A 23,521-nucleotide genomic window follows, 5' to 3' on the forward strand; every position below is an offset into this window, starting at 1 on the left:
TATGGAAAAGCAAAACTATAACCATCTCACCCGCACCTTCCGCCGCCTGTCCCGCTTTGGGCATCTCTCCGCCATCGCTGGCTGGGATATGTTCACTAATATGCCGCCAAACGGCAGCGCCGCCCGGGGTGAAGCTCTGGCAGAGCTGAGCGTTCTGCAACATCAGATCCTGACCGACAAAAAAACCGTGACCTTCCTGCAGGCCGCCGCTCAGGAAGATCTTAACGACGTTGAACGCGCCAACCTGCGCGAAATGACGCGTCAGTATCAGGAAGCGGTGCTGCTGCCGGACTCGCTGGTTGAAGAGAAATCGCTGGTCGGCACCCGCTGTGAACACGGCTGGCGTACGCAGCGCCCGGCCAACGACTGGCAGGGTTTTGCCGCCAACCTGAAAGAGGTTGTCCGCGTAAGCCGCGAAGAGGCAAGGCTGCGCGCCGAAGCCAAGGGGAAAACCCCTTACGATGCGCTGCTCGATCTCTACGAGCCGGGCATGACCAGTGAAAAGCTGGACGTGCTGTTTGGCGATCTGCGAGGCTGGCTGCCTGACCTGCTGCAAAAAGTGGTCGATAAACAGTCTCAACGCCCGGCCCTCGACCCCATCGGCCCTTTCGCCATCCAGACGCAGCGTGAGCTGGGCCTTGAAACCATGCAGCTGCTGGGCTTCGATTTCAACGGGGGGCGTCTGGACGTCAGCGCGCACCCGTTCTGCGGCGGCGTACCGGAAGACGTGCGTATCACCACCCGCTATGACGAAAGCGATCTGATTACCTCGCTGTTTGGCGTCATTCATGAAACCGGCCACGCTCGTTATGAGCAAAACCTCCCGCGCGAGTGGCTGGGACAGCCGGTGGCGCTTGCCCGCTCAACCGCCATTCATGAGTCCCAGAGCCTGTTCTTCGAGATGCAGCTTGGCCGCAGCAAAGCGTTCCTCAACCTGCTGCTGCCGAAGATTATTGCGCGCTTCGGCAACCAGCCCGCCTTCGAGACGCAGAATTTTATCGCCGTGAACCAGCGTGTGGAGCGTGGGTTTATTCGCGTGGATGCGGACGAGGTAAGCTACCCGGCACACGTCGTTCTGCGCTACGAAATTGAGCGTGCGCTGATCAACGGCGATATTGAAGTGGACGATATTCCGGCGCTGTGGGATGAGAAGATGCAGCACTGGCTGGGCCTGTCCACCAAAGACAACTACCGCAACGGCTGTATGCAGGACATCCACTGGACGGACGGCGCCTTCGGCTATTTCCCGTCTTATACCCTGGGCGCAATGTACGCCGCACAGCTGTTCAGCGCTGCCAGCCGCGCCCTGCCGCAGCTCGACAACGACATTGCGGAGGGAAATTTCACCGCGCTGTTCGACTGGCTGCGCCAGAATATCTGGCAGCACGGCAGCCGCTTCACCACCTCGCAGCTGATTACCAATGCGACAGGAGAAGATCTTAACCCGCTGTATTTCCGCAAACATTTAGAATCGCGCTATCTGTAAGGCCCGTCGCCGGGAGCCTCCGTTCCCGGCGTTTTAGCCCTCACATCCCCCTTTTGTACATTGCGTTACACGCCGAAACCAATCACTCACTGAAGGCGCTGAGCCGCAGGCCTATAGTTCATCTCAACGGCCCCATAGTGGGGTTACACAAAAACCAAATTCGAGGATGTCGAGATGAATAAAGTATTAGCGCTGACCGTTGCTGCACTGATGGGTTTGTCTTCCGCTGCTTTCGCTGCTGAAACTACTGCTGCTCCGGCACCTGCTGCCACCGCTGCCGCACCGGCTAAAGCACCAGCAAAAACTACCCACCACAAAAAGCACAAAAAAGCAGCTACCGAGCAGAAAGCTCAGGCCGCTAAGAAACACAAAAAAGAAGTGAAGAAAACTGAAGCTACCGCCGCTAAACCAGAGCAGAAAGCTCAGGCTGCTAAAAAGCACCACAAAAAAGCAGTAGCGACCACTGACGCGGCAAAACCAGCTCAGAAAGCCCAGGCTGCTAAAAAGCACCATAAAAAAGCAACTCACGCTGCAACCAAACCAGCTGCACAGCCAGCAGCTTAAGTTTGTCGGGTTTAACCCGCTAACGACGTCCCCCATAAAAAACACCCGGCCTGCCGGGTGTTTCTTTCTGGAATTTTGTAGGGGGATAAGCGCAAACGTCATCCACCAGCGATGATTGCGGTGTCGGATGACGCTACGCTTGTCCGACCTACGATAAGATTTGTAAACCCGGCCTGCCGGGTGTTTCTTTCCGGAGTGCGGATGATGCTGCGACGCTACGGTTTTGAAATCATCCTCTCGCTGCTGATTATTTGCGGCATCATTACCTTTAGTTTCTGGTTTTAAGAACGTAGCACCCTGTTTTTACTCCCACTTTCAGCGTTACCCGTCTATAGTTATCCCATTCGTCGGGTTTATACATAATGATAATGAATCGCCCCATTAGAGAGTGATATGCAAAGAAAAGTTGTGTTGCTGCTGGGAGCTTTGAGTTTACTTCCCGCCCTCTCCCACGCTGATGATGACAGCGCTGAGGATGTCAAAACGCTGTTTTTTGGCCACGATGACCGCGTGCACGTCGCTGACCCGGAAAACAGCCCCTGGGACGCTATTGGGCAGTTAGAAACCGCCAGCGGTAATCTCTGCACGGCCACCCTGATTTCCCCGCATCTGGCGCTGACCGCCGGGCACTGTCTGCTGCAGCCGCCTCGCGGCAAACCTGATCGCGCGGTGGCGCTGCGTTTTATCTCGCAGAAAGGGAAATGGCGTTACGAAATTCACGACATCGAAGGCCGCGTGGAGAGCACGCTCGGCCGTCGGCTGAAGGCGGATGGCGATGGCTGGATTGTCCCGGCCGGGGCTGCGCCGCACGATTTTGGGCTGGTTATTCTGCATAATCCGCCTTCGGGCATTACCCCGCTGCCGCTCTTTGAAGGCGATCGCGATGCGCTGACGGCGGCGCTGAAAGCCAGCAACAGACAGGTCACCCAGTCCGGCTATCCGGAAGATCATCTCGACGATCTCTACACCCATACGGGCTGCCTGATCACCGGCTGGGCGCAAAAAACGGTGCTTTCCCACCAGTGCGATACCCTACCAGGCGACAGCGGCTCGCCTTTGATGCTGAAAACGGACAGTGGCTGGCAGCTGATTGCGGTGCAAAGCTCAGCCCCTGCGGCGAAAGACCGCTACCGCGCCGACAATCGGGCAATCTCCGTCACCGGCTTCCGCGACCGGCTTGAACAGTTAGCTACTCAGTAAGAGACCGCTGCCGTGCAGGCTTGTTAATCAGCATGGCCCGACCGGCAGACGCTATTTTTCAGGGCCAGCAAGGTTGCTTTGAAATTTTGTTTTGAGAGGATATCAGCACGCAACATGCTGACATCTGTTGCGTACTGCGTCGCAAATAAAGCATCCGGGACGCTATAACCTGCTTTTTCTAATGCGCATGCGGCATATAACTTGGCTTCCGGCGAAGACGCGGGGCTGCTGGCGATATTCATAAAAATTTCTCTTGCGTTACCCTGCGCCGCGATGGTTTTCATCAGGCGCTCGCCCTCGCTGATATGTCCGACGAACCCATTGAATCCTAAGGAAAAGACCTGGACTTTTGCAAGCTGTTCTGCAGGCGAAAGTACCGTGGTGTCAGCCACGCCTGAAGATGAAAACGCGACGGCTGAAAATAGCGAAGCCGCTAAACCTCTTAAAATTCCTTTCATATTTCGCCTCATGCGCTGATATTCCCTTTTACGCAGCACTGTCTGCGCGTTAGGTGAAGCTAATCGCAGGAGGCGTTCTTTGCAAGAAGGTCTACGCGGTAATCCGCAGCCTGGCTAATTCGCAGGCTGCAAAGCTCCCTCAGGCAAGCTTAATGATCACCATGCCCGCCAGCAGAATAACCAGCCCCAGCCAGCCCTTCCAGTTCAGCCGCTGGCCGAACAGGATCCAGCCCGCGGCGACGGTGGCGACGATGCCGAAGCCACCCCACAGGGCATAGGCCACGGAAAGCTCGATGCCTTTTACGGCCTGCGCCAGCGCGCTGAACGCCGCGAGGACGGAGAGCAAGGAAAGCAGGCCGTAGCCCAGACGGCGGAACCCATCGGAATGCTTAAGGAAGATGTTTGCCGCTATTTCCAGCACGATGGCGATCAGCAGCCAGCCCGCGTGGATCCATTCAAACGACTGCATGATCCCCTCCACGTTTCGCTTTATCGTCACGTTTGGTTCTGGTGGTGGTGCCTGATTTAATTAATACGATTCCTACCACCAGCGTGGTCAGCCCGGTAATTTTAAGCAGTGAGACCGACTCATCAAACAGCAGAACGCTAAACAAGGTGATAAATAAAATACCTATCCCTTCCCACATGGCATACGCCACGCCCAGCGCAATGCGCTTGATGGAGAAGGACAGCAAAATATAAGAAAGGGTGATCATGCCCAGCATGAAAATATAACCGAGGTTACTGTCGTTCACGCTCGACCATTTCATCGACAAGGTGCCAATAATTTCCGTGGCTATAGCCAGCCCTAATAAAATCCAGTAAATCATGATTTCTCTCCTGACAGAGAAAATAACGGTGCAGCAGCATGCAATATCGCCAACGGCGACAGGCAGACTAAAAATAGATCGTCAAAAAGCCTTACAGCGCAAGAGTTTTGCGTGCAGGAATATGCAGGAGAGCGGGTCTACAGCGCGTTGCGCCAGTGTTGTTCGCCGGACAGGGAGAAAGCAGAAGAGAGTATAACGCGGTGGTGCATTAATAACGTTTTGAACAGCTTGTTCGCACTCATAATGTCCATAGTTTTCACAACATATCCGCGGTGTTGCTTCTCATCGGTTGCGGATAGTAAATTGTCCTCGGTAGTTAAACACGCCGAATTTATACCATATTTAAGGATTATCCTACCTTCCCTTTTCACTTCTTTACTTTGCAGCACACAGAAAATAAATGTGTCGCGGCCCGCTCTTCCTCGTATTATGTTTCTCTATTCGGATAAAATAATCGCCCTTGCGGACACCGGGACGACATTTTTCTCACAATGATGTGGAGAATCTCATTTCATGGCAAAACCCATTGTCACCCTCAGCGGATTAAAGATTGTCATCATGCTGGGAATGCTGGTCATCATCATGGCGGGGGTAAAGATCGCCGCCGATATGATCGTGCCTTTTATTCTGGCGATGTTTATCGCGGTGATTCTTAACCCGCTGATCCGCCGTCTGGAACGTTTGCGGGTGCCGCGGGTGCTGGCGATTTCACTCGTTGTAGTGGCGATTGTCATGCTGATGGCGCTGCTGCTGGCCTATCTGGGAACGTCTCTTAACGAGCTGGCGCGGACCCTGCCGCAGTACCGGTCATCGCTGATTACGCCGCTGCAGGCCATCGAACCCTGGCTGCAGCGCGCGGGAATTACGGTGTCGGTGGATGAGCTGGTGAAGTATATCGACCCGAACGCTGCCATGACGCTGGTCAGCTCGCTGATTACTCAGCTTTCTAACGCCATGACGTCCGTCTTCCTGCTGCTGCTCACCGTGGTGTTTATGCTGTTTGAAGTGCCTCAGCTGCCGCTAAAGCTGCAGCAGCTTATGTCACGCCCCGCCGAAGGGATGGGGGCGATTCAGCGGGCGCTGGACAGCGTCAGCCAGTATCTGGTGCTGAAAACGGCCATCAGCCTGGTGACGGGGCTTATTGTGTGGGTAATGTTAGCCGCGCTGGACGTGCGCTTTGCCTTTGTCTGGGGGCTGCTGGCCTTTTCGCTCAACTATATTCCCAACATCGGCTCGGTGCTCGCGGCCATCCCACCCGTCGCGCAGGTACTGGTTTTTGGCGGTCTCTACGATGCGTTAATCGTGGTGGCCGGCTATCTGGCCATCAATCTGGTGTTCGGCAATATCATTGAACCGCGCATCATGGGACGCGGGCTGGGCCTGTCGACGCTGGTGGTTTTCCTGTCGCTGATATTCTGGGGCTGGCTGCTCGGCCCGGTGGGCATGCTGCTCTCCGTCCCGCTGACCATCGTAGTGAAAATTGGCCTCGAGCAAAGCGAAGGCGGCAAAGGGATTGCCGTACTGCTGAGCGATATGTCGAAAGCACAGCGTTAACCGCCGCAGGCAGCCAGCCTCCATGCCGGCTGCCGTTGATGGTCTGAGTTATGAAACACAATGCAGGCAAGAATGGTGACAGAAAGACCTGTCGAAAAATGAGGTGCAATTACCAACGTTGAGAATATGTTAATAGCCACACCTCATCCAGCCGTTACAGGCTGTAGCCCGGTTTTCTGGCCAGGGTTTCAAGCTCTGGGGCTATTTCCACGTCGTAGACCTCTTCCTTCCAGCGCTCCTGCTCTACCGGGATCAGCGCCACCGACAGCGACGCATCCTTTGAGCCAAAGTGCTTCTTCACCGTCTCGCAGAGATCGTCTGCCAGGGCTTTTTTCTGTTCTTCGTTCAGTTCACGCGGGAAATGCTTAACGGTGATATGCGGCACGGGTCTTCTCCATTGGGGTGTTAATTTGTCTTCTGCATCACAAGATTAAACGCAGCGGTGAAAGTAGCAAGCCCGATACCATGCAGCTTGTCGTCAAGGTGCAGACCGAGCTGGGTTTGCAGCGCGTTGTAGACCGCAACGGCATCCGGCAGCGCTTGTTTCTGCCCCGCCGCGTTCAGCTGATTATTACTGAGCGTGACGCTCTGCCCGTCCGCCGCTTTCAGGCACAGCGTCAGGTTATGCCTGAAGTGGGACGCGGGCCATGTAGCAACATAGTGATTCGCCATTTCATAATCGGCAAAGTACTGCGGTTGCAGATCGAAGCGGTACAGCGGCAGCCAGCCACTCTCTTCCTTTACGCTCAGCAGATAATCGTCATCAGCAGGCGTAAGGCGATACACGCCGTGCGGCGTAGTTTGTTCGCTGTTCAGCTCCAGCTTAATCGGGGACGTCAGCGTTTTACCGCCAAACCCCACATCCGCCAGCCAGCGTTCCTCGCCAAGCGTCACCAGCTGCAGGCGGTGGGTTCTGGGCGGCATCTCCAGCGGGCGCATAATCACTACCCGCGCGGCCAGGTCAGCAACCTGAAAGCCAATTTCGACAAGCGCCCGCCGCAGCAGGGCGTTTTGCTCGTAGCAGTAACCGCCCCGCCCGCCAGCGACCAGCTTCGCGAACACGCTGTCGTCATCAAGCAGGATCTGGCGTCCAAGCAGCACGTCCAGATTTTCAAAGGGGATGGTACAGGTGTGGCGCAGATGTATCTGCTGCAACGTTGCTAAGTCCGGCGCGCAGCCGCCGCTAAAGCGAATACGCGCCAAATAGGCCTCGAGATTGAACGACATGGACAGGCTCCGCTGTGTTAATTGAGTTCACTATAGCGAAACTGCGGCGGGCCATATGATCGATGGTGCGATCGCTACAGCTCGTTGCGGCTCAAAATTTCATGAAATTCTTCGCGTGCCCGCACGGCCTGGGCAACGGTGTAGAGTTTAGGCGTATTTTGTTCAAACCACGCCTGCCGTGGCCGCCAGCTAATCATTGCGGCAAGGTAAGTATCCAGTAACGAGATCTGGTCGCCGAATACGTACGGCCCGTGCCCAAGCTGCGACTCAAGCCACAGATACAGCTGCTGCCGGTAGCGATTGGTGCTGTCGCGAAGCTCTTCGGCACCGCTCTGTGTCCAGCGGTCGGGATAGTCGCCGTAGGTGAATGTGGGATAGACATTCGCCACCAGCCAGATCAGCAGGTGATGAAAGCGCTGGCGTTCGGCTGAACCCGCAGGCGGGGCCAGCTCAGGATGACTATCAAGCAGGTTCAGCGCAATGGCCGCGGTTTCCGTCAGGATGCTGCCGTCGTCGAGCTTTAGCGTCGGCACCTGGCCAAGCGGGTTCAGCTCAAGCAGCGCGTCACGCTGGGGCCCCGGCTCGTCAAATCCTTCAACGTTAATCCAGCGGTACTGCTCACCCGCCAGCACAAACATCATTTCGACAATCGCCGAGCCGCAACCCGGCGCACCATAAAGTTTCATCATAATGGACACCTCTCCTGCCATGACTTTATAGACCTTAGCGCATATTTTTCCCGTGTGTGATCCTCCCCGGAAGAACCCATCATGATTCTTTACAGCCCGGCGTTTAAAAATCATAGTGGCCGACAACTTTGAGCGCATCGCAACCCCAGGATATCCATCTATGATCGACAAAACCGGCACCTGCGCCGCTTCTCTTGCCGCCGTTCTGGCCCGCCGCGACTGGGAAAATCCTGGCGTCACGCAGATAAACCAGCTTCCTGCGCACCCGCCCTTTAACAGCTGGCGAGCGTCTGACCACGCCCGCGACGATCGACACTCCGCATCGTTACGCTCCCTCAACGGCCGCTGGCGGTTCAGCTATTTCACCCGGCCCGAAGCGGTGCCGGAAAGCTGGCTGGAGCAGGATTTACCAGACGCAGATGACGTTGCGGTGCCTTCTAACTGGCAGATGCTGGGGTACGACGCGCCAATTTACACCAACGTTACCTACCCGATTCCGGTCAATCCCCCTTTTGTGCCGCAGGAAAACCCAACCGGGTGTTACTCGCTGCTGTTTCAGGTTTCCGATGAGTGGCTAAGCGAGGGGCAGACGCGCGTCGTGTTCGACGGCGTGAACTCCGCGTTCCATCTGTGGTGCAACGGCTGCTGGGTGGGCTACGCGCAGGACAGCCGCCTGCCCTCTGAATTCGACCTCAGCGCCGTGCTTACCCCCGGTGAGAATCGCCTGGCCGTCATGGTGCTGCGCTGGAGCGACGGCTCATATCTGGAGGATCAGGATATGTGGCGAATGAGCGGCATCTTCCGCGACGTCACCCTGCTGCATAAGCCGCAAACCCAGATTGGCGATATGCGCGTCACCACGCATCTTTTTGACAGCTTCACCAGGGCCGAACTGGAAACGCTGGTGGTCGTGACCGGCCATGAAAAAGCAGGAACGCAAGTTAACGTCCAGCTCTGGCGGGCCGGCCAGCTTATTGCTGAGCAGCAGCAGCCCTCAGGCAGCGATATTATTGACGAGCGCGGGGCCTATGCTGACCGGACAACGGTTCGTATTCCCGTCGAGCGGCCTGAGCTGTGGAGCGCTGAAATCCCTGATCTTTACCGTGTCGTCGTTGAGCTGAAAGATAGCCAGGGCGCGCTGATTGAGGCCGAAGCCTGCGATGTGGGCTTCCGTCAGGTTGAAATCAACAACGGGCTGCTGAAGCTCAACGGCAAGCCGCTGCTGATCCGCGGAACCAACCGCCATGAGCACCACCCGGTAAACGGCCAGGTCATGGACATCGAGACCATGCGCCAGGATATTCTGCTGATGAAACGGCATAACTTTAACGCCGTGCGCTGCTCCCACTATCCCAACCACCCTCTCTGGTACCGCCTTTGCGACCGTTACGGCCTGTACGTGGTGGATGAGGCAAACATTGAAACGCACGGCATGGTGCCGATGAACCGTCTCAGCGATGACCCCGTCTGGCTTCCGGCGATGGCCGAGCGCGTCACGCGCATGGTGCAGCGCGACCGTAACCACCCGTCCATTATCATCTGGTCGCTGGGCAACGAGTCCGGGCACGGCGCCAGCCACGATGCGCTTTATCGCTGGATTAAATCCAACGACCCGACCCGTCCGGTGCAGTATGAGGGCGGCGGCGCGGACACCGCGGCGACCGATATCATCTGCCCGATGTATGCGCGCGTGGACCAGGACCAGCCCTTCCCGGCGGTGCCGAAATGGTCAATTAAAAAATGGCCCGGCCTGCCCGGCGAAAGTCGCCCGCTGATTCTTTGCGAATACGCCCACGCCATGGGCAACAGCTTCGGCGGCTTCCACAAATACTGGGCCGCCTTCCGCCAGCATCCCAAACTACAGGGCGGCTTTGTCTGGGACTGGGTGGATCAGTCGCTGATCAAACCTGATGAAAACGGCCAGCCGTTCAGCGCCTACGGCGGTGACTTCGGCGACAAACCGAACGATCGCCAGTTCTGCATGAATGGCCTGGTGTTTGCCGACCGCAAGCCGCACCCAGCCCTGTACGAGGCCCAGCACGCCCAGCAATACTTCCAGTTCAATCTGGTTCGTGAGCCGTCGCTGAAGATTGAAATTACCAGTGAGTATCTGTTCCGCACGGCAGATAACGAACGCCTGATCTGGACGATAAAACAAGCCGGAGAAGTGCTGGCGCGCGGCGAAGCGCCGCTGGAAATTGAGCCGCAGGGTAAGCAAGCTGTCGCGCTGGAAACTATGCCGGACATCATCCGCAGCGGTGACGTATGGCTGACCGTGCAGGTTCAGCAAATCGCAGCCACGGACTGGTCCGAAGCGGGCCATATCTGCGCGTGGGAGCAGTGGTCGCTACCGGGCATTTTGTCCGTGCCGGAACCTGTCCCGCAGAGCGAAGCGCCGCATCTGCAAACAACCGAAGCTAATTTTGAGATCGTTCACCGCAGTCACCGCTGGGCGTTCAGCCGTGAAAGCGGCCTGCTGACGCAGTGGTGGCAGGATGGAAAAGCCACGCTGCTTTCGCCGCTGCAGGATCAGTTTACCCGCGCGCCGCTGGACAACGACATTGGCGTCAGCGAAGTCACCCGCATCGACCCGAACGCGTGGGTGGAGCGCTGGAAAGCTGCGGGCCACTACGATCTGGAACCTGAGCTTGTAAACCTTGAGGCCTTCGCCGCAGGTCAGGAAATTCAGTTACGTTCCGTTCACCGCTGGCAACACGGTGACCGAACCCTGTTTATCAGCAGAAAAACCTACCGCATTGATGGTCAGGGCGAACTGCATATCAGCGTGGACGTGGAGATTGCCTGCGGTACCCCGCCCCCGGCCCGAATTGGGCTAAGCTGCCAGCTGGCGGAAGTCCAGCCAACGGTAAGCTGGCTGGGGCTTGGCCCGCACGAGAATTACCCGGACCGCAAGCAGTCGGCGCTGTTCGATAAGTGGCGTCTGCCGCTCGACGAGATGTACACGCCGTACGTGTTTCCAACGGAGAATGGCCTGCGCTGCGATACGCAATCCCTGGAGTATGGCGATAACGAATGGCGAGGTGACTTCCAGTTCAACATCAGCCGCTACAGCCAGCGGCAGCTGCGGGAAACCTCCCATCGCCATCTTTTAAAACCAGAGGCGGGAAGCTGGCTGAACATCGATGGTTTTCACATGGGCGTCGGCGGGGACGATTCGTGGAGCCCGAGCGTGTCGCCGGAGTATCTGCTGGATAAACAGCGGTACCATTACGCGTTAAGCTGGGTGAAACGTTAAAACCGCCGGTGGATGACGCTGCGCTTATCCACCCTACGACTGACCACCGTAGGCCGGATAAGCACCAGCGTCATCCGGCAGAATCAGGCCCCCACGCCTCCTGCATCGCATCCAATAACTGCGTCAACAACGGCTGCGCTATTTGCCCCGGTTTTGACAGCGTCACCATCGGGTGTGACAGGCCTGAATCACCAAACTCCGTTTCAACCCGTTCAACGCCGGGCCAGCTTTCCGCCTGAAAATGGTCCGGCAGGAACGCCCAGCCGTCTCCCGCCGCAAGCAGCTTCTCCAGCATGGCAATTTCATTCACGCGCACCGTACGGTCGGCAATTCGCAGCCGCTGCGCCAGCCAGTCCGGCATGGCCTGGAACGGGATAAGCTGCGTGCTGGATGCAAGCTGCAAAATGGATGCGGGCATCGCGGGGAAGAATCCCTTCGCGGCGTAAACCGCCAGCGAAATGCTGCCCGTCACCCGCCAGCGCAACGTGCCGTTTACGGAGCGGTTCATCGCCTGGAACAGGCCGATGTCGGCCAGCCCCTCTTCCAGCCACTGCTCCGCCTGGCTGCGCTCGCACATAATCAGCTCAGCCTGAATCTGTCTGCTTTGTAAAAGTCTGGTCAGGCGGAACAGAAAATCGCGCGGGGTAAACGGGTCGTAGCACAGGGTGATATGCGCGCTCATCTGCTGGGGGATCTGCCTCGCTATCTGGGCAAACGCCTGCGCTTCGTGCAAGAACAAGCGGGCCTGACGGTAGAGCAGCTGCCCGGCATCGGTCAGCGTCAGCGGGCGCGTTGAGCGGTCGAACAGCGGATAGCCGAGATCGAGCTCCAGATAATCCACCAGCTCGCTGACGGTCGTGCGGTCTTTCTTCAGTTTCCGCGCCGCCTGGGTCAGCGTGCCGCTTTCACAGACGCACGCAAAAGCTTCGATTTGCGCAAGGGTAAAGTTGAGCAGGCTCATGCATCCTTCCTGAAGGTAATTAGCGGGTCAGCTGAAAGCTCTCGTCAAGCAGCCCGAGGATCTCCTCCTCCGGCACTTTATCCAGCAGCACTGTCACCCAGTGCTCTTTGTTCATATGGTAAGCGGGCAAAACGCCCGGCATCATGCGCAGCGACCCGATGGTTGCAGGAGGAACTTTAATGTTCATCGCCTCGACCAGTCCTTCCCCATCCAGGCCAAGCTTTTGCGGCTCGATGCGGTAGATCAGCGCAAACCATTTACGTTTGAACCTGTGCCGCAGCACCGCGTAATCGCTTAATTTCTGCCAGGGATAATCAGGCTCTACCTGATACTTTTCATAGACGGCGGCAAAGAGATTTTCTCGTTTCACAGGCTGCTCACTCACCAGGGACGTTGCGAAGAGATTGAACGTTACCACATCGCCAGCTGGGAATTCGATTCTTAAGCAATAACAGTGACATCACGAATCGCAAAGCAGGTTTTGCGTTGCCGCTAATTTCCTGTCAGGATTCACCGCCGAAATTTGTCATGTCCGCGATCCACAAACTACAGGGCAGGCAGTTTCAAGGGTTAACACATCGAGGCAAACAGGAACAACAATGAAAACAACGCATAAAACCGAGGCTGAGCACCGCGCTGCCAAAAGGCGCTGGCTTAACTCTCACGATTCCGGCTATCACAAGGCAATGGGTAACCGTCAGGTGCAGATGATCGCCATCGGCGGCGCCATAGGTACGGGACTGTTTCTTGGCGCGGGCGCCCGTCTTCAGATGGCAGGCCCGGCGCTGGCGCTGGTCTATCTGGTCTGCGGCATCTTCTCTTTCTTTATATTGCGCGCGCTGGGCGAACTGGTTCTGCATCGCCCTTCCAGCGGCAGCTTCGTCTCTTATGCCCGTGAGTTTCTCGGGGAGAAAGCCTCCTACGTGGCGGGCTGGATGTACTTTGTAAACTGGGCGATGACGGGGATCGTCGATATCACCGCCGTGGCGCTTTACATGCACTACTGGGGCGCATTTGGCGACGTGCCGCAGTGGGTATTTGCCCTGGGCGCGCTGGCGATTGTCGGCACCATGAACATGATTGGCGTGAAGTGGTTCGCCGAAATGGAGTTCTGGTTCGCGCTGATTAAAGTGCTGGCGATCGTGGCGTTTCTGGTGGTCGGGACCGTGTTCCTGGGCAGCGGCAAAATGCTCGACGGCAACGCCACCGGCTTCCACCTGATCACCGATAACGGCGGCTTCTTCCCGCATGGCCTGCTGCCCGCGCTGGTGCTGGTGCAGGGCGTCGTCTTCGCCTTTGCGTCTATCGAGCTGGTGGGTACCGCGGCGGGCGAGTGTAAAGATCCGCAGAATATGGTGCCGAAAGCGATCAACAGCGTGATCTGGCGTATCGGGCTGTTCTACGTTGGCTCCGTGGTGCTGCTGGTTCTGCTGCTGCCGTGGAATGCTTATCAGGCGGGCCAGAGCCCGTTTGTGACCTTCTTCTCGAAGCTTGGCGTGCCCTATATTGGCGACATCATGAATATGGTTGTGCTGAGCGCGGCGCTCTCAAGCCTGAACTCCGGACTTTACTCCACTGGCCGCATTCTGCGCTCCATGTCCATGGGCGGTTCGGCACCAAAGTTCATGTCTAAGATGAGCAAACAGCAGGTGCCGTACGCGGGGATTCTGGTCACGCTGGGGATTTACGTGATTGGCGTGGTGCTCAACTACTACGTGCCTTCGCAGGTGTTTGAGATCGTGCTGAACGTGGCCTCGCTGGGGATTATTGCTTCCTGGGCGTTTATCGTGGTCTGCCAGATGAAGCTGCGCCAGGCCATCAAACAGGGCAAGGCGGAGGACGTCAGCTTTAAACTGCCGGGCGCACCGTTTACCTCATGGCTGACGCTGCTGTTCCTGCTGAGCGTGCTGGTGCTGATGGCGTTCGACTACCCGAACGGCACTTATACCATCGCCTCCATCCCGCTGATTGCCGTTATTCTGGTGCTTGGCTGGTTCGGCGCGCGCAAGCGCGTGCATGAGCTTGCAAATCAGGTACACGATCACCACGAAGAAACGCCAGCGGAAAAGCTGACGCCCGCTGACGATCTAAAAGGCTAATCGCCTCAGGGTGGGTACCGCCTGGTATCCACCTTTTTCTCTGTACTTCCTACCCTAAAACAGCATTGGTTTCGTTAATTTAATCAGTCTAGCCTTGCCCAATAAAAACTTGTAGCGGCCCGATCTTTTAATCAAATATATCCGTACAGTTTTATTCACGCAGCTATTATTATATTTTTATTGTCAGCAGCCATTTTATAGTCTAGCAATTTAAAACCCACTTTTTCCGCAATTTATTAACATCGTTACGTTGTGAGACTGGCGTTTTATTTACCAACTCCAGCCAACCTGCCGCTAACAGACTATTCTTATCAAGACCGCCATGTTTTATAAGCATGGCTCCCGTTGGGCTTTCTTCGCTATCACAAAAAACGTGGAGTTCACTATGACCGACCGTAACTTTGCTGATACCAGAACTTATGACCCTGAATTAATTCCGGTGCAGGGAACCTTCCTGAAGCGTATCTCCTGGAGCGCTATTTTTGCCGGTGTGGTTATTTCTATGGTGATCTATCTGCTTCTCATGGTGTTAGGTACCGCTGTGGGTACCACAACAATCGATCCGCTTAAGGAACAAAACCCTCTGGACGGGGTTGCGACCGGCGCGGCTATCTGGACCGGCATAAGCATGCTTATTGCCATCGCCGCCGGTGGGTACCTCAGCGGCTATCTGGCACACCGCGACGGCTGCCTGCACGGCGTCATGATGTTTGGCGTTAACACGCTTATCTGCAGCGTTTTTCTTCTCGCGATGGCGAATTACGCCGTAACCGGGGCGGCTAACGTGCTGGGGGCTGGCGTGCAGACGCTGGGCAACGGCCTGTCGGCTGCTGCGCCTTCGGTAGCCAATATGGCGAAAGAAAAGCTCGATGAAAACAACATCAATCTTGATGATCTACAGAATCAGCTGATGACCACGCTAAGGCAAACGGGAAAACCTGAGCTGCAGCCGGAGGCGCTGCAACAGCAGGCGACTAACGAAGGGCAAAGAGCACAGGATCAGCTAGGCCAGGGGGAAGACATCACCAGCTTCGTGAAGGGTCTGGCTTCCCGTAACAGCAGCACCTTTGAGGCGGCCGATAAAGAAGCGCTGAAGAATATTATTATGGCGCGCACGGGCAAAAGCGATGCGGAAGCCCAGCAGATAGTCGATCAAACCGAGAAGAACTATCAGGCGGCACAGGCGAAATACGCCGAGCTGAAAAAGCAGGCTGAGCAAAAGGCCCGTGAAGCAGGCGAAAAAGCGGCTGCGGCAACGGCGAAGGCCAGCTGGTTCACCTTCTTTATGCTGATCATCGAAGCCGTTCTGGCGGGTGCTATGGGGATGCTTGGCTTCCGTGGCTATTCACGCAGGGTCGTCACTCATCCACGCTCTTTATAACTGGTGACGTTTACACAGGTCAGACTTAGCCAGGATTTATCTTAAATCGTTAAGTCTTTCCGGTGAATGGTGCAGCATCGTCTATAAATAAAAGGCTTTTTAGCAGGTGGAGCAAGGGATGCTTTACCTGCTTTATTCCGGAAATTTTCCGGCTCTCTCCTGACCCATAAATGATGATCAACCTTTGAGGATCGTTTTGAATGACTGATATGCATATGAACAACTCTGTTCATACTATTCCCACGCAGTTTTTATCAGAATCGGCACTGGTTAATGCGGTAAAACAAAAATTAGTTGCGGAAAAAGGCTTTGCCACGCCTCGCGATATAAAAATGGTGATTACTCAGCAGCTGGAAAGCGAAACGAATGAGATTCTGGCGGATATATATCGCCAGACGCTGGCATTTTTATTTAGCGGCAATAAAGCGCAGTCCTGGACAGGCGTAACGCAACGGTAATATCCTTTGAAGCCCGGTTAAATTTGCTGGTTCAGTAAATCCGGGCGCTCTCTGATTAGTTAAGCCGTATGGCTGTACATCGTATATCCCTGCTCCTGCCAGTGATCCAGCTGCTCTTTCTGACGCGGCGACATTTCGGGTCCCGCCCACACAAAGATATGCTGTCCAGGGAACATTTCCGGGCGCGGTGAATCCAGCGGTTCGGCCAGCACGTCAATGTGCCACCCCTGCTGCGACAGCCGCCAGGCTTCGAGCCACAGGCGCGTGCGGTCTTCGGTGTCCCACCCTATCAGCAGCGCTTCTTTACCAGCCTTTTTCAGGGATTCCGCCAGCGACAGCACGGCAAAGTTTATCAGCGCGCCATCCAGCAGGCTGCTCATCACGCGTGCGGTGTTCTGTTCCAGACAAAGCCGCTGGCGTACCGGAACAAATACCCGGTCAATCAGATCGTCAACGGGATAATCGCGCCCCAGCGTGGCGAGGGTTGCCCGCAGCCTGGCCGGACGCACCTGGCGCAGGATGCCCATCATCTCTTCCTGTAGCGATGTCCAGCTGTCGTCTGAGGTGATTTTTTTGCCTTCCAGCAGCGCTTTAACTTTGCCAACAGGCACGCCGTTTTTCATCCAGCGTTTTATTTCCTCGATGCGCTGGATATCTTCCTCGTCAAACTGCCGGTGCCCGCCTTCGCTGCGCTGTGGCTTCAGTAAGCCATAGCGTCGCTGCCAGGCGCGAAGCGTGACGGGGTTGATTCCGCATCGTTCGGCGACGTCACCGATACTGTAATAGGCCATAAGCTCTCCCCTGCGCAAACCCGATACGTCAATCTTTAAACTAACCATTCCGGCTAAGTTGTACAAATTTTATTTACCTGTACAAGCAGAAAAAGACTGAATAATCAGATCATCTTACACCAGAAGAGCATAGCAAATGGAAGTGATTGAAAATACATGTACAGCCGATTGTACAGTATCAGGTGGAGATATCAGGAGCGAGGGTTGCGGCCGGAACGAATGAAGTGATTTTCCGGCCGCCGTGCAGAAGATTAGATGAAGGGGATCTTTTTTTCCGGCCAGGCAATCGCCGGGATACCCGCCAGGCAAGGCCGGGCAAACAGGTGCCCCTGAAACTGATAAACGCCCGCGGACTCAAGCCACATCCACTCTTCCGCCTTTTCAACGCCTACGGCAATGACCGTGATTTCCAGCGATGTACAGCACCGGATGATGGCCTGAATGATGGCCTGACGCGGGCCGCTTTTGTGCACGTCGCGGATTAAATCGCGGTTGATTTTAATCTTATCCGGCTGAAACTGCGCCAGCAGCGACAGCCCGGCAAAGCCTTCGCCAAAGTGCTCAATGGCCACCCGGATACCCGCCGCTTTCAGCTGCCGTACCGCATCGGTGAAGGCATCAAGGCGGGAAATTATCTCGCGCTCGGTGAACTCCACGATAATCTGTTCCGGCACCAGGCCGTTAATTTCAATCTCCTGCAGCAGAAAGTTGACCGCACCGGGAATATTCACCAGCGTCATAGGCAGCAGGTTCACGGTCAGGGTCTGCTCCCGCAGATTTAATTTCCGGGCCATGGCAAAGGCAACTTTTTTGCAGTCCAGGTCCGCTTTGTAACTCTCATTGCCCGTCAGCCCTGCAAACCAGGCCTCCGGGGAACCGCCATCAGGCGTGCGGAGTAAAGCCTCCAGCGCCACCACTTCCCTGGCCAGTGGATCGACGATCGGCTGAAACGCGAAGCTGCACTCCGTCTGGCTATCCATCGTCACCGTCGCTGGCGGCAGGATGGCGTCGTCGGCGATAAATTCCCAGGAGCCAGCGGGCGGAATTTCAAAGTAGTTTTCTTTTTCGGTCGACTCCACGAACGTCCGGAAGAACTGCAGGGCGCGATCGTCATAAATCAGCTGGTACTTGGAGGTGCCTTTATCCAGCACCGTTTGCAGGACGTCATCCCTGTCATGCTCTCTTAAATCAAAGAGTTCCATCCCGGATTTACCAAAACGTCGCGAGGGCGCGTAGTCGCGCATCAGCTCCACAACGTTGTAGTGCCGGGTATCTTCGCAAATGTGCTTATAGATAGCTGAAACGCTTTCGTCCGGCCCCTCAAGCAGCTGGAAAAAGTGCGTGCCGTTGAACAGCAGAATGCCCGTGACGTCCGCCTCGCCGTTTCGGCGGCTGGCAGCGGAAACCATATCCTCGAGTGATTTAACCGAGACGTTTTCGCAAATGTGGCTGCGATAAAGGATTGTTGTGAGCATGAAGTTTCCGAAAGGGGTAAGCGTTAAGCTGTTCACATTAGCAGATTGTTGCCGTTTCGTCTCGAAAGTACACGTAAAATTAACAGGGAATTTACATAAGTTAAGCCTTTCGGCTCAGCAACTTAGCGCCAGACACAGCTTCGACTTTTCAGTTTTACCACAGATGTACAATATTACCGGTGCGTTACATTACCACGCTATCTATAACTATATGTATTATAACGATTAGCACTTTTTGATCAAAAATCTTTAATTTTTTTGTACAGCTTTTATGTACAGCTTTGCAAAATGTGTATAGTTTAAATGTAACTTTTTGATGACCTAAATTTTACAGGAGCGAAAAATGCGCCAGAACAGTTACCTACCGGACACTGCCAACGATATCGCCCAATACTTTAACAAAGCTGGCATGCCTTCTCAGCAGGAGACGCTGGGGCAAATCGTGGTGGAGATCCTGGGCGACGGCCGCAATCTGAACCGAAAAACGCTGTGTACTAAACTGCTCTCCCGCCTCGAGCATGCATCCGGGCCGGAAGAAGAGAGCCATTATCACGCGCTGATTGGCCTGCTGTTCGAGCGCGAGGTATAAGACCACCAGCAACGTTTTACCCGTTTATTTTTGTCAACTCTGGCAGAGGTAAGTTCACGATTTCACTTCTGGCTGCCAGTCTCCGGCGGACCTGTTCCATCGGAAAGTTGGCTTCTTGCTGCGCTTCCGGTGCTGGATAGTGTGGCCATCAGAGACGTAGTTATGAAAAGTAGTGAATTTGATCGACAGGCAGATGAACTTATTGGCGAAGCGGTTTTAGCCCTGCTGAGGGGTAAGGGGGCGATTAATACGCAAACCCTGTTAGCAAAACTGCGGGCCATGGAGGCTGGAGAAACCGACGTTCAGCGCCGTGAGGCCATCGTGCGTGTTATTAATGATGTAACGGAGATGGCAACCAAACGCCGCCGTCTCAAACATGAGTTAAGCGAAAGAGATCAAAGTAATAGTGAAATGCCCGGTTCGTTTTTCCGCGACGGGCAGCCGCAGGGCAAAGACAACATCCACTGACTTACAAAGGTCACTAACAATCAACTTACGGTGAAACGACATGATACAGGCTACGCAACAGCAATCAGATATCTATAAAGCCCTGTCAAACACGGCTATGTCAGAATATTTTCGTTGTGCTGGCGACCTGCTGGCCGAAGAGTCTGCCCTGTTGGGTTCCGCGATTAGCCAAATTCTTGCCTCGGAAGGCCATGTCACGAACAAAGCGATCATTCTGTGGCTGGTCAACGCGCTGGAATGTACCGACGATGTTGTCACGGCTGACGTCATTCGTAAAACGCTGGAAATCGTTGTTGGTTACACAATGGACGACATCTGAACATAAAGTCTGATGCTATCCATGGATGGATAATATTCTCCCCTTCTGAAATTATTTCAGGTTCTGCTAACCTCCCCCCAAATCTTTAACGCTTTGTAGTCGCACAGAATAAATACTCCATTCACGTAAAAATTGGCTCATCAACATCTTAGAAAACATAATATATCCCGACATCATAAGAAAATAATATTACTTTCCTGTTTTATTGCTATGCGGCTGGCGTTATTTTCATTTGCAGATGGTGACTTTCCTCGTATAGTCACGGCAAGGGTTTTAATAACTTATGTTCTCATAAAAACCCAGATCATTAATTTACTTCATATTAATCACTTTAGATAGATATCACTCCCTGCATATACAATATATTTCTTGTGCTGACACGCACATGACAACATGCGTTGTGTTAATTATATTTTTATGAGGGCGTTATGAAAACTGCAACAGAAAGCATCGGTGTTTCCACATTGCATGATGCCATACATCTGATTCACACCAGCTATCAACCGCTTCCTGAGTTTTTAAAAACGGCTGAAGCTATTTTAGCCTCAGCGTTAAATTCAGCAGGCCATTCCGGCGCTGTTTATCGCAAAAGCCGTTGCTTACGCCATTGAACAGCCTGCGGAGGTTGACGTGAATGAAATAGTCATCCGCCCTACCCGCGAAGAATACTGAAGCCGTTTGACGATCATCTGCAAAAGGTAACCGGGCCATGAAAACCATCAGTACGTTAGCCGACTTCTCGCTGCGTTCGGGCGCAGATATCCTGCTTGAAGTTCTCGAAAGTGAAGGCGTTGAGTATATATTTGGCAACCCTGGCACAACAGAATTACCGCTTATTGACGCCCTGCTTCGTCACGAAGATATCCAGTATGTCCTCGCGCTCCAGGAAAGCAGCGCGGTGGCTATTGCAGACGGATACGCAAAGGCATCAGGTAAAACAGGTTTTTTGAATTTGCATACCGCAAGCGGACTGGGCCACGGCATGGGCAATCTGATTAACTCACGCATCATGAAAACGCCGCTTGTCGTGACGGTCGGCCAGCAGGACACCCGGCACTATGTGCGCGAGCCTCTCCTTTATGATGATGTAGTGTCTATTGCCTCACCCGTAGTGAAGTGGACAAAAGAAGTGACCAGCGCCGCTCAGCTTCCGGTACTGGTAAGGCGAGCGTTTCACGATGCCAGCTATCCCCCGGCTGGCCCGGTGCTGCTCTCGCTGCCCATGGACGTTATGGAAGAGATGCACGATGCCAGCATTCTTGCCTCTTCAAGAGTGAATTACCATACCGTAGCCAGCTCGCTGGACGAGCTTGCGGTTGAGCTAAGCAATATACCGCCGGGTAAGCTGATGATGATTGCCGGGGATGAAATTCACAGTAACCACTCCACGGATGAGACTGTCCTGCTGGCTGAAACGCTGGGTGCGCACGTTTATGGATCATCCTGGCCGTTAAACTTGCCCTTCCCGCCCCACCATCCCCTGTGGCGAGGGAATATGCCGACGGTATCCCGGGATATAGCAAAAATCATTATGAACTACGATGCCGTCTTCATTCTGGGCGGCAAAAGTTTAATCACTATTCTCTACAGCGAAGCTGAAGCTATTCCACAGGACTGCGTTGTGTATCAGCTTTCGTCAGATATGAACGAGCTGGGCAGAACCTACCCTACCCGGCTGTCGCTGATGGGCGATATCAAAATCTCGCTTCAGCAGCTGTTGCCTAAGCTCGAACGCCTGACCTACCGTAAGAAAGCGCTTTTCCAGAAGCGCATTAACGAAGCGAAAAGCGAGCGTGAAAAAACTCAGCGGCAGCTTGAGGCCATTTTCACATCGGAATTCACCCATCCCGTTATTTCGCCGCTGGTCGCCGCCCACGAGGTTCTTCGCGCTATCCCCCCGGGCCTTACCATCGTTGATGAGGCTATCGCGACTACCAACTACATCAGGAAATTCATCTCCGATCGACAGTACCAGCGATATTACTTTATGCGCGGTGGAGGCCTCGGATGGGGCATGCCTGCTGCGGTAGGTCATTCACTGGGGCGCGGGCGCGAGCCGGTAGTCTGTCTGGTGGGCGACGGCGCAGCGATGTATTCACCGCAGGCGCTGTGGACTGCCGCTCACGAAAACCTTCCGGTTACGTTTATCGTCATGAATAATTTTGAATACAACGTGCTTAAAAACTTCATGAAAAACCAGTCATCCTACACTTCCGTTGCCCAGGGAAGATTTATCGGCATGGATCTGGTCAACCCCTGCATTGACTTTCAGTCGCTCGCGGCGTCGATGGGCATTAGTGCGTGTCGGGTCACCGAAGCAGTGGATATCGCAGCGGCGGTTAAGAGCGGCATAGCCAGCGGGAAGACAAATCTGATTGAGGTGATCATTTCGGCGGGTTAGCCAGCCCGGCCTGAAGTCAGGAGCGGTTTTCCCGCTCCTCGTTTGTTTACAGCGCCCCGCTGTAAAGTACCGGCCCCGTTGGCTGGCCCGTAGGCGACCCACCCTGCGGCTCAAGGCTGACGGCGATTGTCGTGCCAGGTGACAACGTCACGTTAGCAACCTTCAGCAGCGTTGGCCGACCGCTGTTAAGCAGGCCGAGAGAGACTGGTTTTTCACCTGCTGGTATCGCCCACAATTGCAGGCTGTTGGCTGGCGCTACCGAGCGTGGCTGAACCGGCGTCAGGCTGAGCTGATTGCGCTCACGATCGGCGCTGACTATCCACTGCCCTTTACCGGCTTCACTGCTGTTCAGAACCAGCAGCGGCGACAGATCCTGTGGCTGCGACGTGAGGTAAGGCACGAGAGCCACGGCAGCAAGCCCCGCCGCCAGCGCCCAGCCCAGATAGTTCCAGCTCCAGCGCGACAGCTCTTTTTCCGGCGGCAGGCCGAGCTGGATTTTCTTCCACACGCGCTCTGGCGGCCTTTGGGGCGTAATTTCCTTATCCAGCCCGGAGAGCAGGGTCTGCCAGCTTCCTGCCTGCTTCGCAAGCTCCGGCTCGTTTACCAGCCGCCTTTCGAAGCGCAGACGTGCGCCCCCTCGCAGCGTACCAAGGGCATACTCCGCAGCCAGAGCCTTATCGATCTCCCGTTTATTTTTCATACCCCGACGCACTCCTTAAGATGAGTTAACGCCCTGCGCACCCAGCTTTTCACCGTGCCCAGCGGCTGGTGCAGCCAGGCGGCAATCTCACTGTGCGACATCCCCTGATAGTAGGCCAGCACCACGCTCTGGCGCTGATCGGGTTCGAGATGGGCCAGGCATCGGGTGAGCTTATCCACTTCATCATCGTCATGTAGTGCATCCGCACCCGTCTGCGACGCAGGCGTCGGCGTGAATTCGGTGAGCTCCTCTTCAAGCCCGCTGCTTTGCGCGCTTCCGCTTCTCAGCCAGTCGATGCAGCGGTTGCGAACAATATGCGTAAGCCAGGTCATCGGGGAACTGCAGGCGGGATCGTAACTTGCTGCCCGGTTCCACACGGCCAGAAAGCTGTCGTGCAGCACCTCTTCGGCCCAGGAAGAGCGCCTGAGCATGCGCAGCGCAACCGGAAACAGCTGCGGCGAAGTAAGACGATAGAGCTGTTCAAAAGCGCGACGATCGCCACCGGCAATAGCTCTCACCAGGGCCACCTGCTGCTGCACTAACGCGTTATCCATATCCGTCCTGATTGAGTGCGGGCAGCCCGCAGGTTGCGCCTGCCCACACCGAGTATAGACA

General features: G+C 55.1%; 27 protein-coding genes and 1 pseudogene. 15 read left to right on the forward strand and 13 right to left on the reverse strand.

Annotated elements, in window-relative coordinates; genetic code table 11:
• The first annotated feature begins 1 nt into the window (after position 1).
• From AAE045_RS06985 to AAE045_RS07000, 4 genes are all read left to right on the forward strand, one after another.
• Entirely contained in the window at positions 2-1,486 is a 1,485-nt protein-coding gene (locus AAE045_RS06985) for a carboxypeptidase M32 (protein ID WP_455547082.1), read from the forward strand.
• A gap of 174 nt (positions 1,487-1,660) precedes the next feature.
• Complete coding sequence (asr, locus tag AAE045_RS06990) at positions 1,661-2,050, forward strand: acid resistance repetitive basic protein Asr (protein ID WP_455547083.1); 390 nt, start codon at positions 1,661-1,663, stop codon at positions 2,048-2,050.
• Positions 2,051-2,254: 204 nt separating this feature from the next.
• The gene (gene ydgU / locus AAE045_RS06995) at positions 2,255-2,335 is read left to right on the forward strand and encodes a small membrane protein YdgU (RefSeq protein WP_455547177.1); all 81 of its coding nucleotides are present in this window, start codon (positions 2,255-2,257) and stop codon (positions 2,333-2,335) included.
• A gap of 108 nt (positions 2,336-2,443) precedes the next feature.
• Positions 2,444-3,250 carry a trypsin-like serine peptidase gene (locus AAE045_RS07000; protein ID WP_455547084.1) on the forward strand — a complete coding sequence of 269 codons (807 nt, stop codon included), beginning with the start codon at positions 2,444-2,446 and terminating at the stop codon, positions 3,248-3,250.
• 23 nt (positions 3,251-3,273) lie between these two features.
• Here AAE045_RS07000 and AAE045_RS07005 read toward each other — a convergent pair whose 3' ends face one another.
• The 4 genes from AAE045_RS07005 to AAE045_RS07020 form a co-directional block, all read right to left on the reverse strand.
• The gene (locus AAE045_RS07005) at positions 3,274-3,708 is read right to left on the reverse strand and encodes an MchS3 family protein (RefSeq protein ID WP_455547085.1); all 435 of its coding nucleotides are present in this window, start codon (positions 3,706-3,708) and stop codon (positions 3,274-3,276) included.
• A 139-nt stretch (positions 3,709-3,847) separates the two neighbouring features.
• Entirely contained in the window at positions 3,848-4,177 is a 330-nt protein-coding gene (mdtI, locus tag AAE045_RS07010) for a multidrug/spermidine efflux SMR transporter subunit MdtI (protein WP_455547086.1), read from the reverse strand.
• Positions 4,164-4,541 carry a multidrug/spermidine efflux SMR transporter subunit MdtJ gene (mdtJ, locus tag AAE045_RS07015; protein WP_455547178.1) on the reverse strand — a complete coding sequence of 126 codons (378 nt, stop codon included), beginning with the start codon at positions 4,539-4,541 and terminating at the stop codon, positions 4,164-4,166. The genes mdtI and mdtJ overlap by 14 nt, the downstream gene beginning before the upstream one ends.
• Before the next feature lie 134 nt (positions 4,542-4,675).
• Positions 4,676-4,798 (reverse strand): protein YdgV, encoded by a 123-nt coding sequence (locus AAE045_RS07020; RefSeq protein ID WP_455547087.1) that lies wholly within the window; start codon positions 4,796-4,798, stop codon positions 4,676-4,678.
• A gap of 253 nt (positions 4,799-5,051) precedes the next feature.
• On the opposite strand from AAE045_RS07020, the gene AAE045_RS07025 reads away from it, so the two are divergent.
• Complete coding sequence (locus tag AAE045_RS07025; protein WP_455547088.1) at positions 5,052-6,092, forward strand: AI-2E family transporter; 1,041 nt, start codon at positions 5,052-5,054, stop codon at positions 6,090-6,092.
• A gap of 154 nt (positions 6,093-6,246) precedes the next feature.
• Here AAE045_RS07025 and pptA read toward each other — a convergent pair whose 3' ends face one another.
• The 3 genes from pptA to AAE045_RS07040 form a co-directional block, all read right to left on the reverse strand.
• Entirely contained in the window at positions 6,247-6,477 is a 231-nt protein-coding gene (gene pptA, locus AAE045_RS07030) for a tautomerase PptA (RefSeq protein WP_455547089.1), read from the reverse strand.
• A gap of 20 nt (positions 6,478-6,497) precedes the next feature.
• Positions 6,498-7,319, reverse strand: coding sequence for an arylamine N-acetyltransferase family protein (locus AAE045_RS07035; RefSeq protein WP_455547090.1), 822 nt, complete (start codon positions 7,317-7,319; stop codon positions 6,498-6,500).
• 74 nt (positions 7,320-7,393) lie between these two features.
• Positions 7,394-8,008, reverse strand: a complete 615-nt coding sequence (locus tag AAE045_RS07040) for a glutathione S-transferase family protein (protein ID WP_455547091.1) — start codon at positions 8,006-8,008, stop codon at positions 7,394-7,396.
• Between the two features lie 160 nt (positions 8,009-8,168).
• Between AAE045_RS07040 and AAE045_RS07045 the strand changes: the two genes are divergently transcribed.
• Complete coding sequence (locus AAE045_RS07045) at positions 8,169-11,264, forward strand: beta-galactosidase (RefSeq protein ID WP_455547092.1); 3,096 nt, start codon at positions 8,169-8,171, stop codon at positions 11,262-11,264.
• A gap of 70 nt (positions 11,265-11,334) precedes the next feature.
• Here the strand turns inward: AAE045_RS07045 and AAE045_RS07050 are convergent, their stop codons facing one another.
• Entirely contained in the window at positions 11,335-12,225 is an 891-nt protein-coding gene (locus AAE045_RS07050; RefSeq protein ID WP_455547093.1) for a LysR family transcriptional regulator, read from the reverse strand.
• A 19-nt stretch (positions 12,226-12,244) separates the two neighbouring features.
• Positions 12,245-12,595: an MmcQ/YjbR family DNA-binding protein gene (locus AAE045_RS07055; protein WP_455547094.1), complete on the reverse strand. Its 351-nt coding sequence runs from the start codon at positions 12,593-12,595 to the stop codon at positions 12,245-12,247.
• Positions 12,596-12,824: 229 nt separating this feature from the next.
• On the opposite strand from AAE045_RS07055, the gene ansP reads away from it, so the two are divergent.
• From ansP to AAE045_RS07070, 3 genes are all read left to right on the forward strand, one after another.
• Positions 12,825-14,324 carry an L-asparagine permease gene (gene ansP, locus AAE045_RS07060; protein ID WP_455547095.1) on the forward strand — a complete coding sequence of 500 codons (1,500 nt, stop codon included), beginning with the start codon at positions 12,825-12,827 and terminating at the stop codon, positions 14,322-14,324.
• Between the two features lie 385 nt (positions 14,325-14,709).
• On the forward strand, positions 14,710-15,705 hold the full coding sequence (locus AAE045_RS07065; protein ID WP_455547096.1) for a hypothetical protein: 996 nt from the start codon (positions 14,710-14,712) through the stop codon (positions 15,703-15,705).
• Positions 15,706-15,905: 200 nt separating this feature from the next.
• Complete coding sequence (locus tag AAE045_RS07070; protein WP_455547097.1) at positions 15,906-16,163, forward strand: biofilm development regulator YmgB/AriR family protein; 258 nt, start codon at positions 15,906-15,908, stop codon at positions 16,161-16,163.
• A gap of 59 nt (positions 16,164-16,222) precedes the next feature.
• On the opposite strand, the gene AAE045_RS07075 is transcribed toward AAE045_RS07070, so the two are convergent.
• Entirely contained in the window at positions 16,223-16,954 is a 732-nt protein-coding gene (locus AAE045_RS07075) for a MerR family transcriptional regulator (protein WP_455547098.1), read from the reverse strand.
• Positions 16,955-17,205: 251 nt separating this feature from the next.
• Positions 17,206-18,429 carry a diguanylate phosphodiesterase gene (locus AAE045_RS07080; protein ID WP_455547099.1) on the reverse strand — a complete coding sequence of 408 codons (1,224 nt, stop codon included), beginning with the start codon at positions 18,427-18,429 and terminating at the stop codon, positions 17,206-17,208.
• A 343-nt stretch (positions 18,430-18,772) separates the two neighbouring features.
• Between AAE045_RS07080 and ycgZ the strand changes: the two genes are divergently transcribed.
• From ycgZ to AAE045_RS07110, 6 genes and pseudogenes are all read left to right on the forward strand, one after another.
• Positions 18,773-19,018, forward strand: a complete 246-nt coding sequence (gene ycgZ, locus AAE045_RS07085; protein ID WP_455428014.1) for a regulatory protein YcgZ — start codon at positions 18,773-18,775, stop codon at positions 19,016-19,018.
• 162 nt (positions 19,019-19,180) lie between these two features.
• On the forward strand, positions 19,181-19,486 hold the full coding sequence (locus tag AAE045_RS07090) for a hypothetical protein (protein ID WP_455547100.1): 306 nt from the start codon (positions 19,181-19,183) through the stop codon (positions 19,484-19,486).
• A gap of 40 nt (positions 19,487-19,526) precedes the next feature.
• A complete protein-coding gene (locus AAE045_RS07095; protein ID WP_455547101.1) occupies positions 19,527-19,805 on the forward strand; it encodes a biofilm/acid-resistance regulator YmgB/AriR in 279 nt (92 codons plus the stop codon).
• Between the two features lie 428 nt (positions 19,806-20,233).
• Complete coding sequence (locus AAE045_RS07100) at positions 20,234-20,416, forward strand: hypothetical protein (protein WP_455547102.1); 183 nt, start codon at positions 20,234-20,236, stop codon at positions 20,414-20,416.
• Positions 20,364-20,477, forward strand: a pseudogene (locus tag AAE045_RS07105) (SDR family oxidoreductase); the annotation flags it as partial. The gene AAE045_RS07100 and the pseudogene AAE045_RS07105, both read left to right, overlap by 53 nt.
• A gap of 37 nt (positions 20,478-20,514) precedes the next feature.
• A complete protein-coding gene (locus AAE045_RS07110; protein ID WP_455547103.1) occupies positions 20,515-22,206 on the forward strand; it encodes a thiamine pyrophosphate-binding protein in 1,692 nt (563 codons plus the stop codon).
• A 46-nt stretch (positions 22,207-22,252) separates the two neighbouring features.
• On the opposite strand, the gene AAE045_RS07115 is transcribed toward AAE045_RS07110, so the two are convergent.
• Positions 22,253-22,906 (reverse strand): anti-sigma factor, encoded by a 654-nt coding sequence (locus AAE045_RS07115; protein WP_455547104.1) that lies wholly within the window; start codon positions 22,904-22,906, stop codon positions 22,253-22,255.
• Entirely contained in the window at positions 22,903-23,460 is a 558-nt protein-coding gene (locus AAE045_RS07120) for an RNA polymerase sigma factor (protein ID WP_455547105.1), read from the reverse strand. Before AAE045_RS07120 ends, AAE045_RS07115 begins: the two co-directional genes overlap by 4 nt.
• Positions 23,461-23,521 lie beyond the last annotated feature (61 nt).

Source organism: Dryocola clanedunensis (assembly GCF_038405435.1).
GTDB classification, from domain to species: domain Bacteria; phylum Pseudomonadota; class Gammaproteobacteria; order Enterobacterales; family Enterobacteriaceae; genus Dryocola; species Dryocola clanedunensis_A.

Coding starts and splice junctions, on each gene's coding strand:
- AAE045_RS07115 (WP_455547104.1), bottom strand. CDS start 22,906: ATGAAAAATAAACGGGAGATCGATAAGGCTCTGGCTGCGGAGTATGCC.
- AAE045_RS07025 (WP_455547088.1), top strand. CDS start 5,052: ATGGCAAAACCCATTGTCACCCTCAGCGGATTAAAGATTGTCATCATG.
- AAE045_RS07070 (WP_455547097.1), top strand. CDS start 15,906: ATGACTGATATGCATATGAACAACTCTGTTCATACTATTCCCACGCAG.
- AAE045_RS07110 (WP_455547103.1), top strand. CDS start 20,515: ATGAAAACCATCAGTACGTTAGCCGACTTCTCGCTGCGTTCGGGCGCA.
- mdtI (WP_455547086.1), bottom strand. CDS start 4,177: ATGCAGTCGTTTGAATGGATCCACGCGGGCTGGCTGCTGATCGCCATC.
- AAE045_RS07005 (WP_455547085.1), bottom strand. CDS start 3,708: ATGAAAGGAATTTTAAGAGGTTTAGCGGCTTCGCTATTTTCAGCCGTC.
- AAE045_RS07065 (WP_455547096.1), top strand. CDS start 14,710: ATGACCGACCGTAACTTTGCTGATACCAGAACTTATGACCCTGAATTA.
- AAE045_RS07035 (WP_455547090.1), bottom strand. CDS start 7,319: ATGTCGTTCAATCTCGAGGCCTATTTGGCGCGTATTCGCTTTAGCGGC.
- ycgZ (WP_455428014.1), top strand. CDS start 18,773: ATGCGCCAGAACAGTTACCTACCGGACACTGCCAACGATATCGCCCAA.
- AAE045_RS07090 (WP_455547100.1), top strand. CDS start 19,181: ATGAAAAGTAGTGAATTTGATCGACAGGCAGATGAACTTATTGGCGAA.
- AAE045_RS07045 (WP_455547092.1), top strand. CDS start 8,169: ATGATCGACAAAACCGGCACCTGCGCCGCTTCTCTTGCCGCCGTTCTG.
- AAE045_RS06985 (WP_455547082.1), top strand. CDS start 2: ATGGAAAAGCAAAACTATAACCATCTCACCCGCACCTTCCGCCGCCTG.
- AAE045_RS07100 (WP_455547102.1), top strand. CDS start 20,234: ATGAAAACTGCAACAGAAAGCATCGGTGTTTCCACATTGCATGATGCC.
- ydgU (WP_455547177.1), top strand. CDS start 2,255: ATGCTGCGACGCTACGGTTTTGAAATCATCCTCTCGCTGCTGATTATT.
- AAE045_RS07080 (WP_455547099.1), bottom strand. CDS start 18,429: ATGCTCACAACAATCCTTTATCGCAGCCACATTTGCGAAAACGTCTCG.
- AAE045_RS07040 (WP_455547091.1), bottom strand. CDS start 8,008: ATGATGAAACTTTATGGTGCGCCGGGTTGCGGCTCGGCGATTGTCGAA.
- AAE045_RS07095 (WP_455547101.1), top strand. CDS start 19,527: ATGATACAGGCTACGCAACAGCAATCAGATATCTATAAAGCCCTGTCA.
- ansP (WP_455547095.1), top strand. CDS start 12,825: ATGAAAACAACGCATAAAACCGAGGCTGAGCACCGCGCTGCCAAAAGG.
- AAE045_RS07000 (WP_455547084.1), top strand. CDS start 2,444: ATGCAAAGAAAAGTTGTGTTGCTGCTGGGAGCTTTGAGTTTACTTCCC.
- AAE045_RS07050 (WP_455547093.1), bottom strand. CDS start 12,225: ATGAGCCTGCTCAACTTTACCCTTGCGCAAATCGAAGCTTTTGCGTGC.
- AAE045_RS07120 (WP_455547105.1), bottom strand. CDS start 23,460: ATGGATAACGCGTTAGTGCAGCAGCAGGTGGCCCTGGTGAGAGCTATT.
- AAE045_RS07075 (WP_455547098.1), bottom strand. CDS start 16,954: ATGGCCTATTACAGTATCGGTGACGTCGCCGAACGATGCGGAATCAAC.
- asr (WP_455547083.1), top strand. CDS start 1,661: ATGAATAAAGTATTAGCGCTGACCGTTGCTGCACTGATGGGTTTGTCT.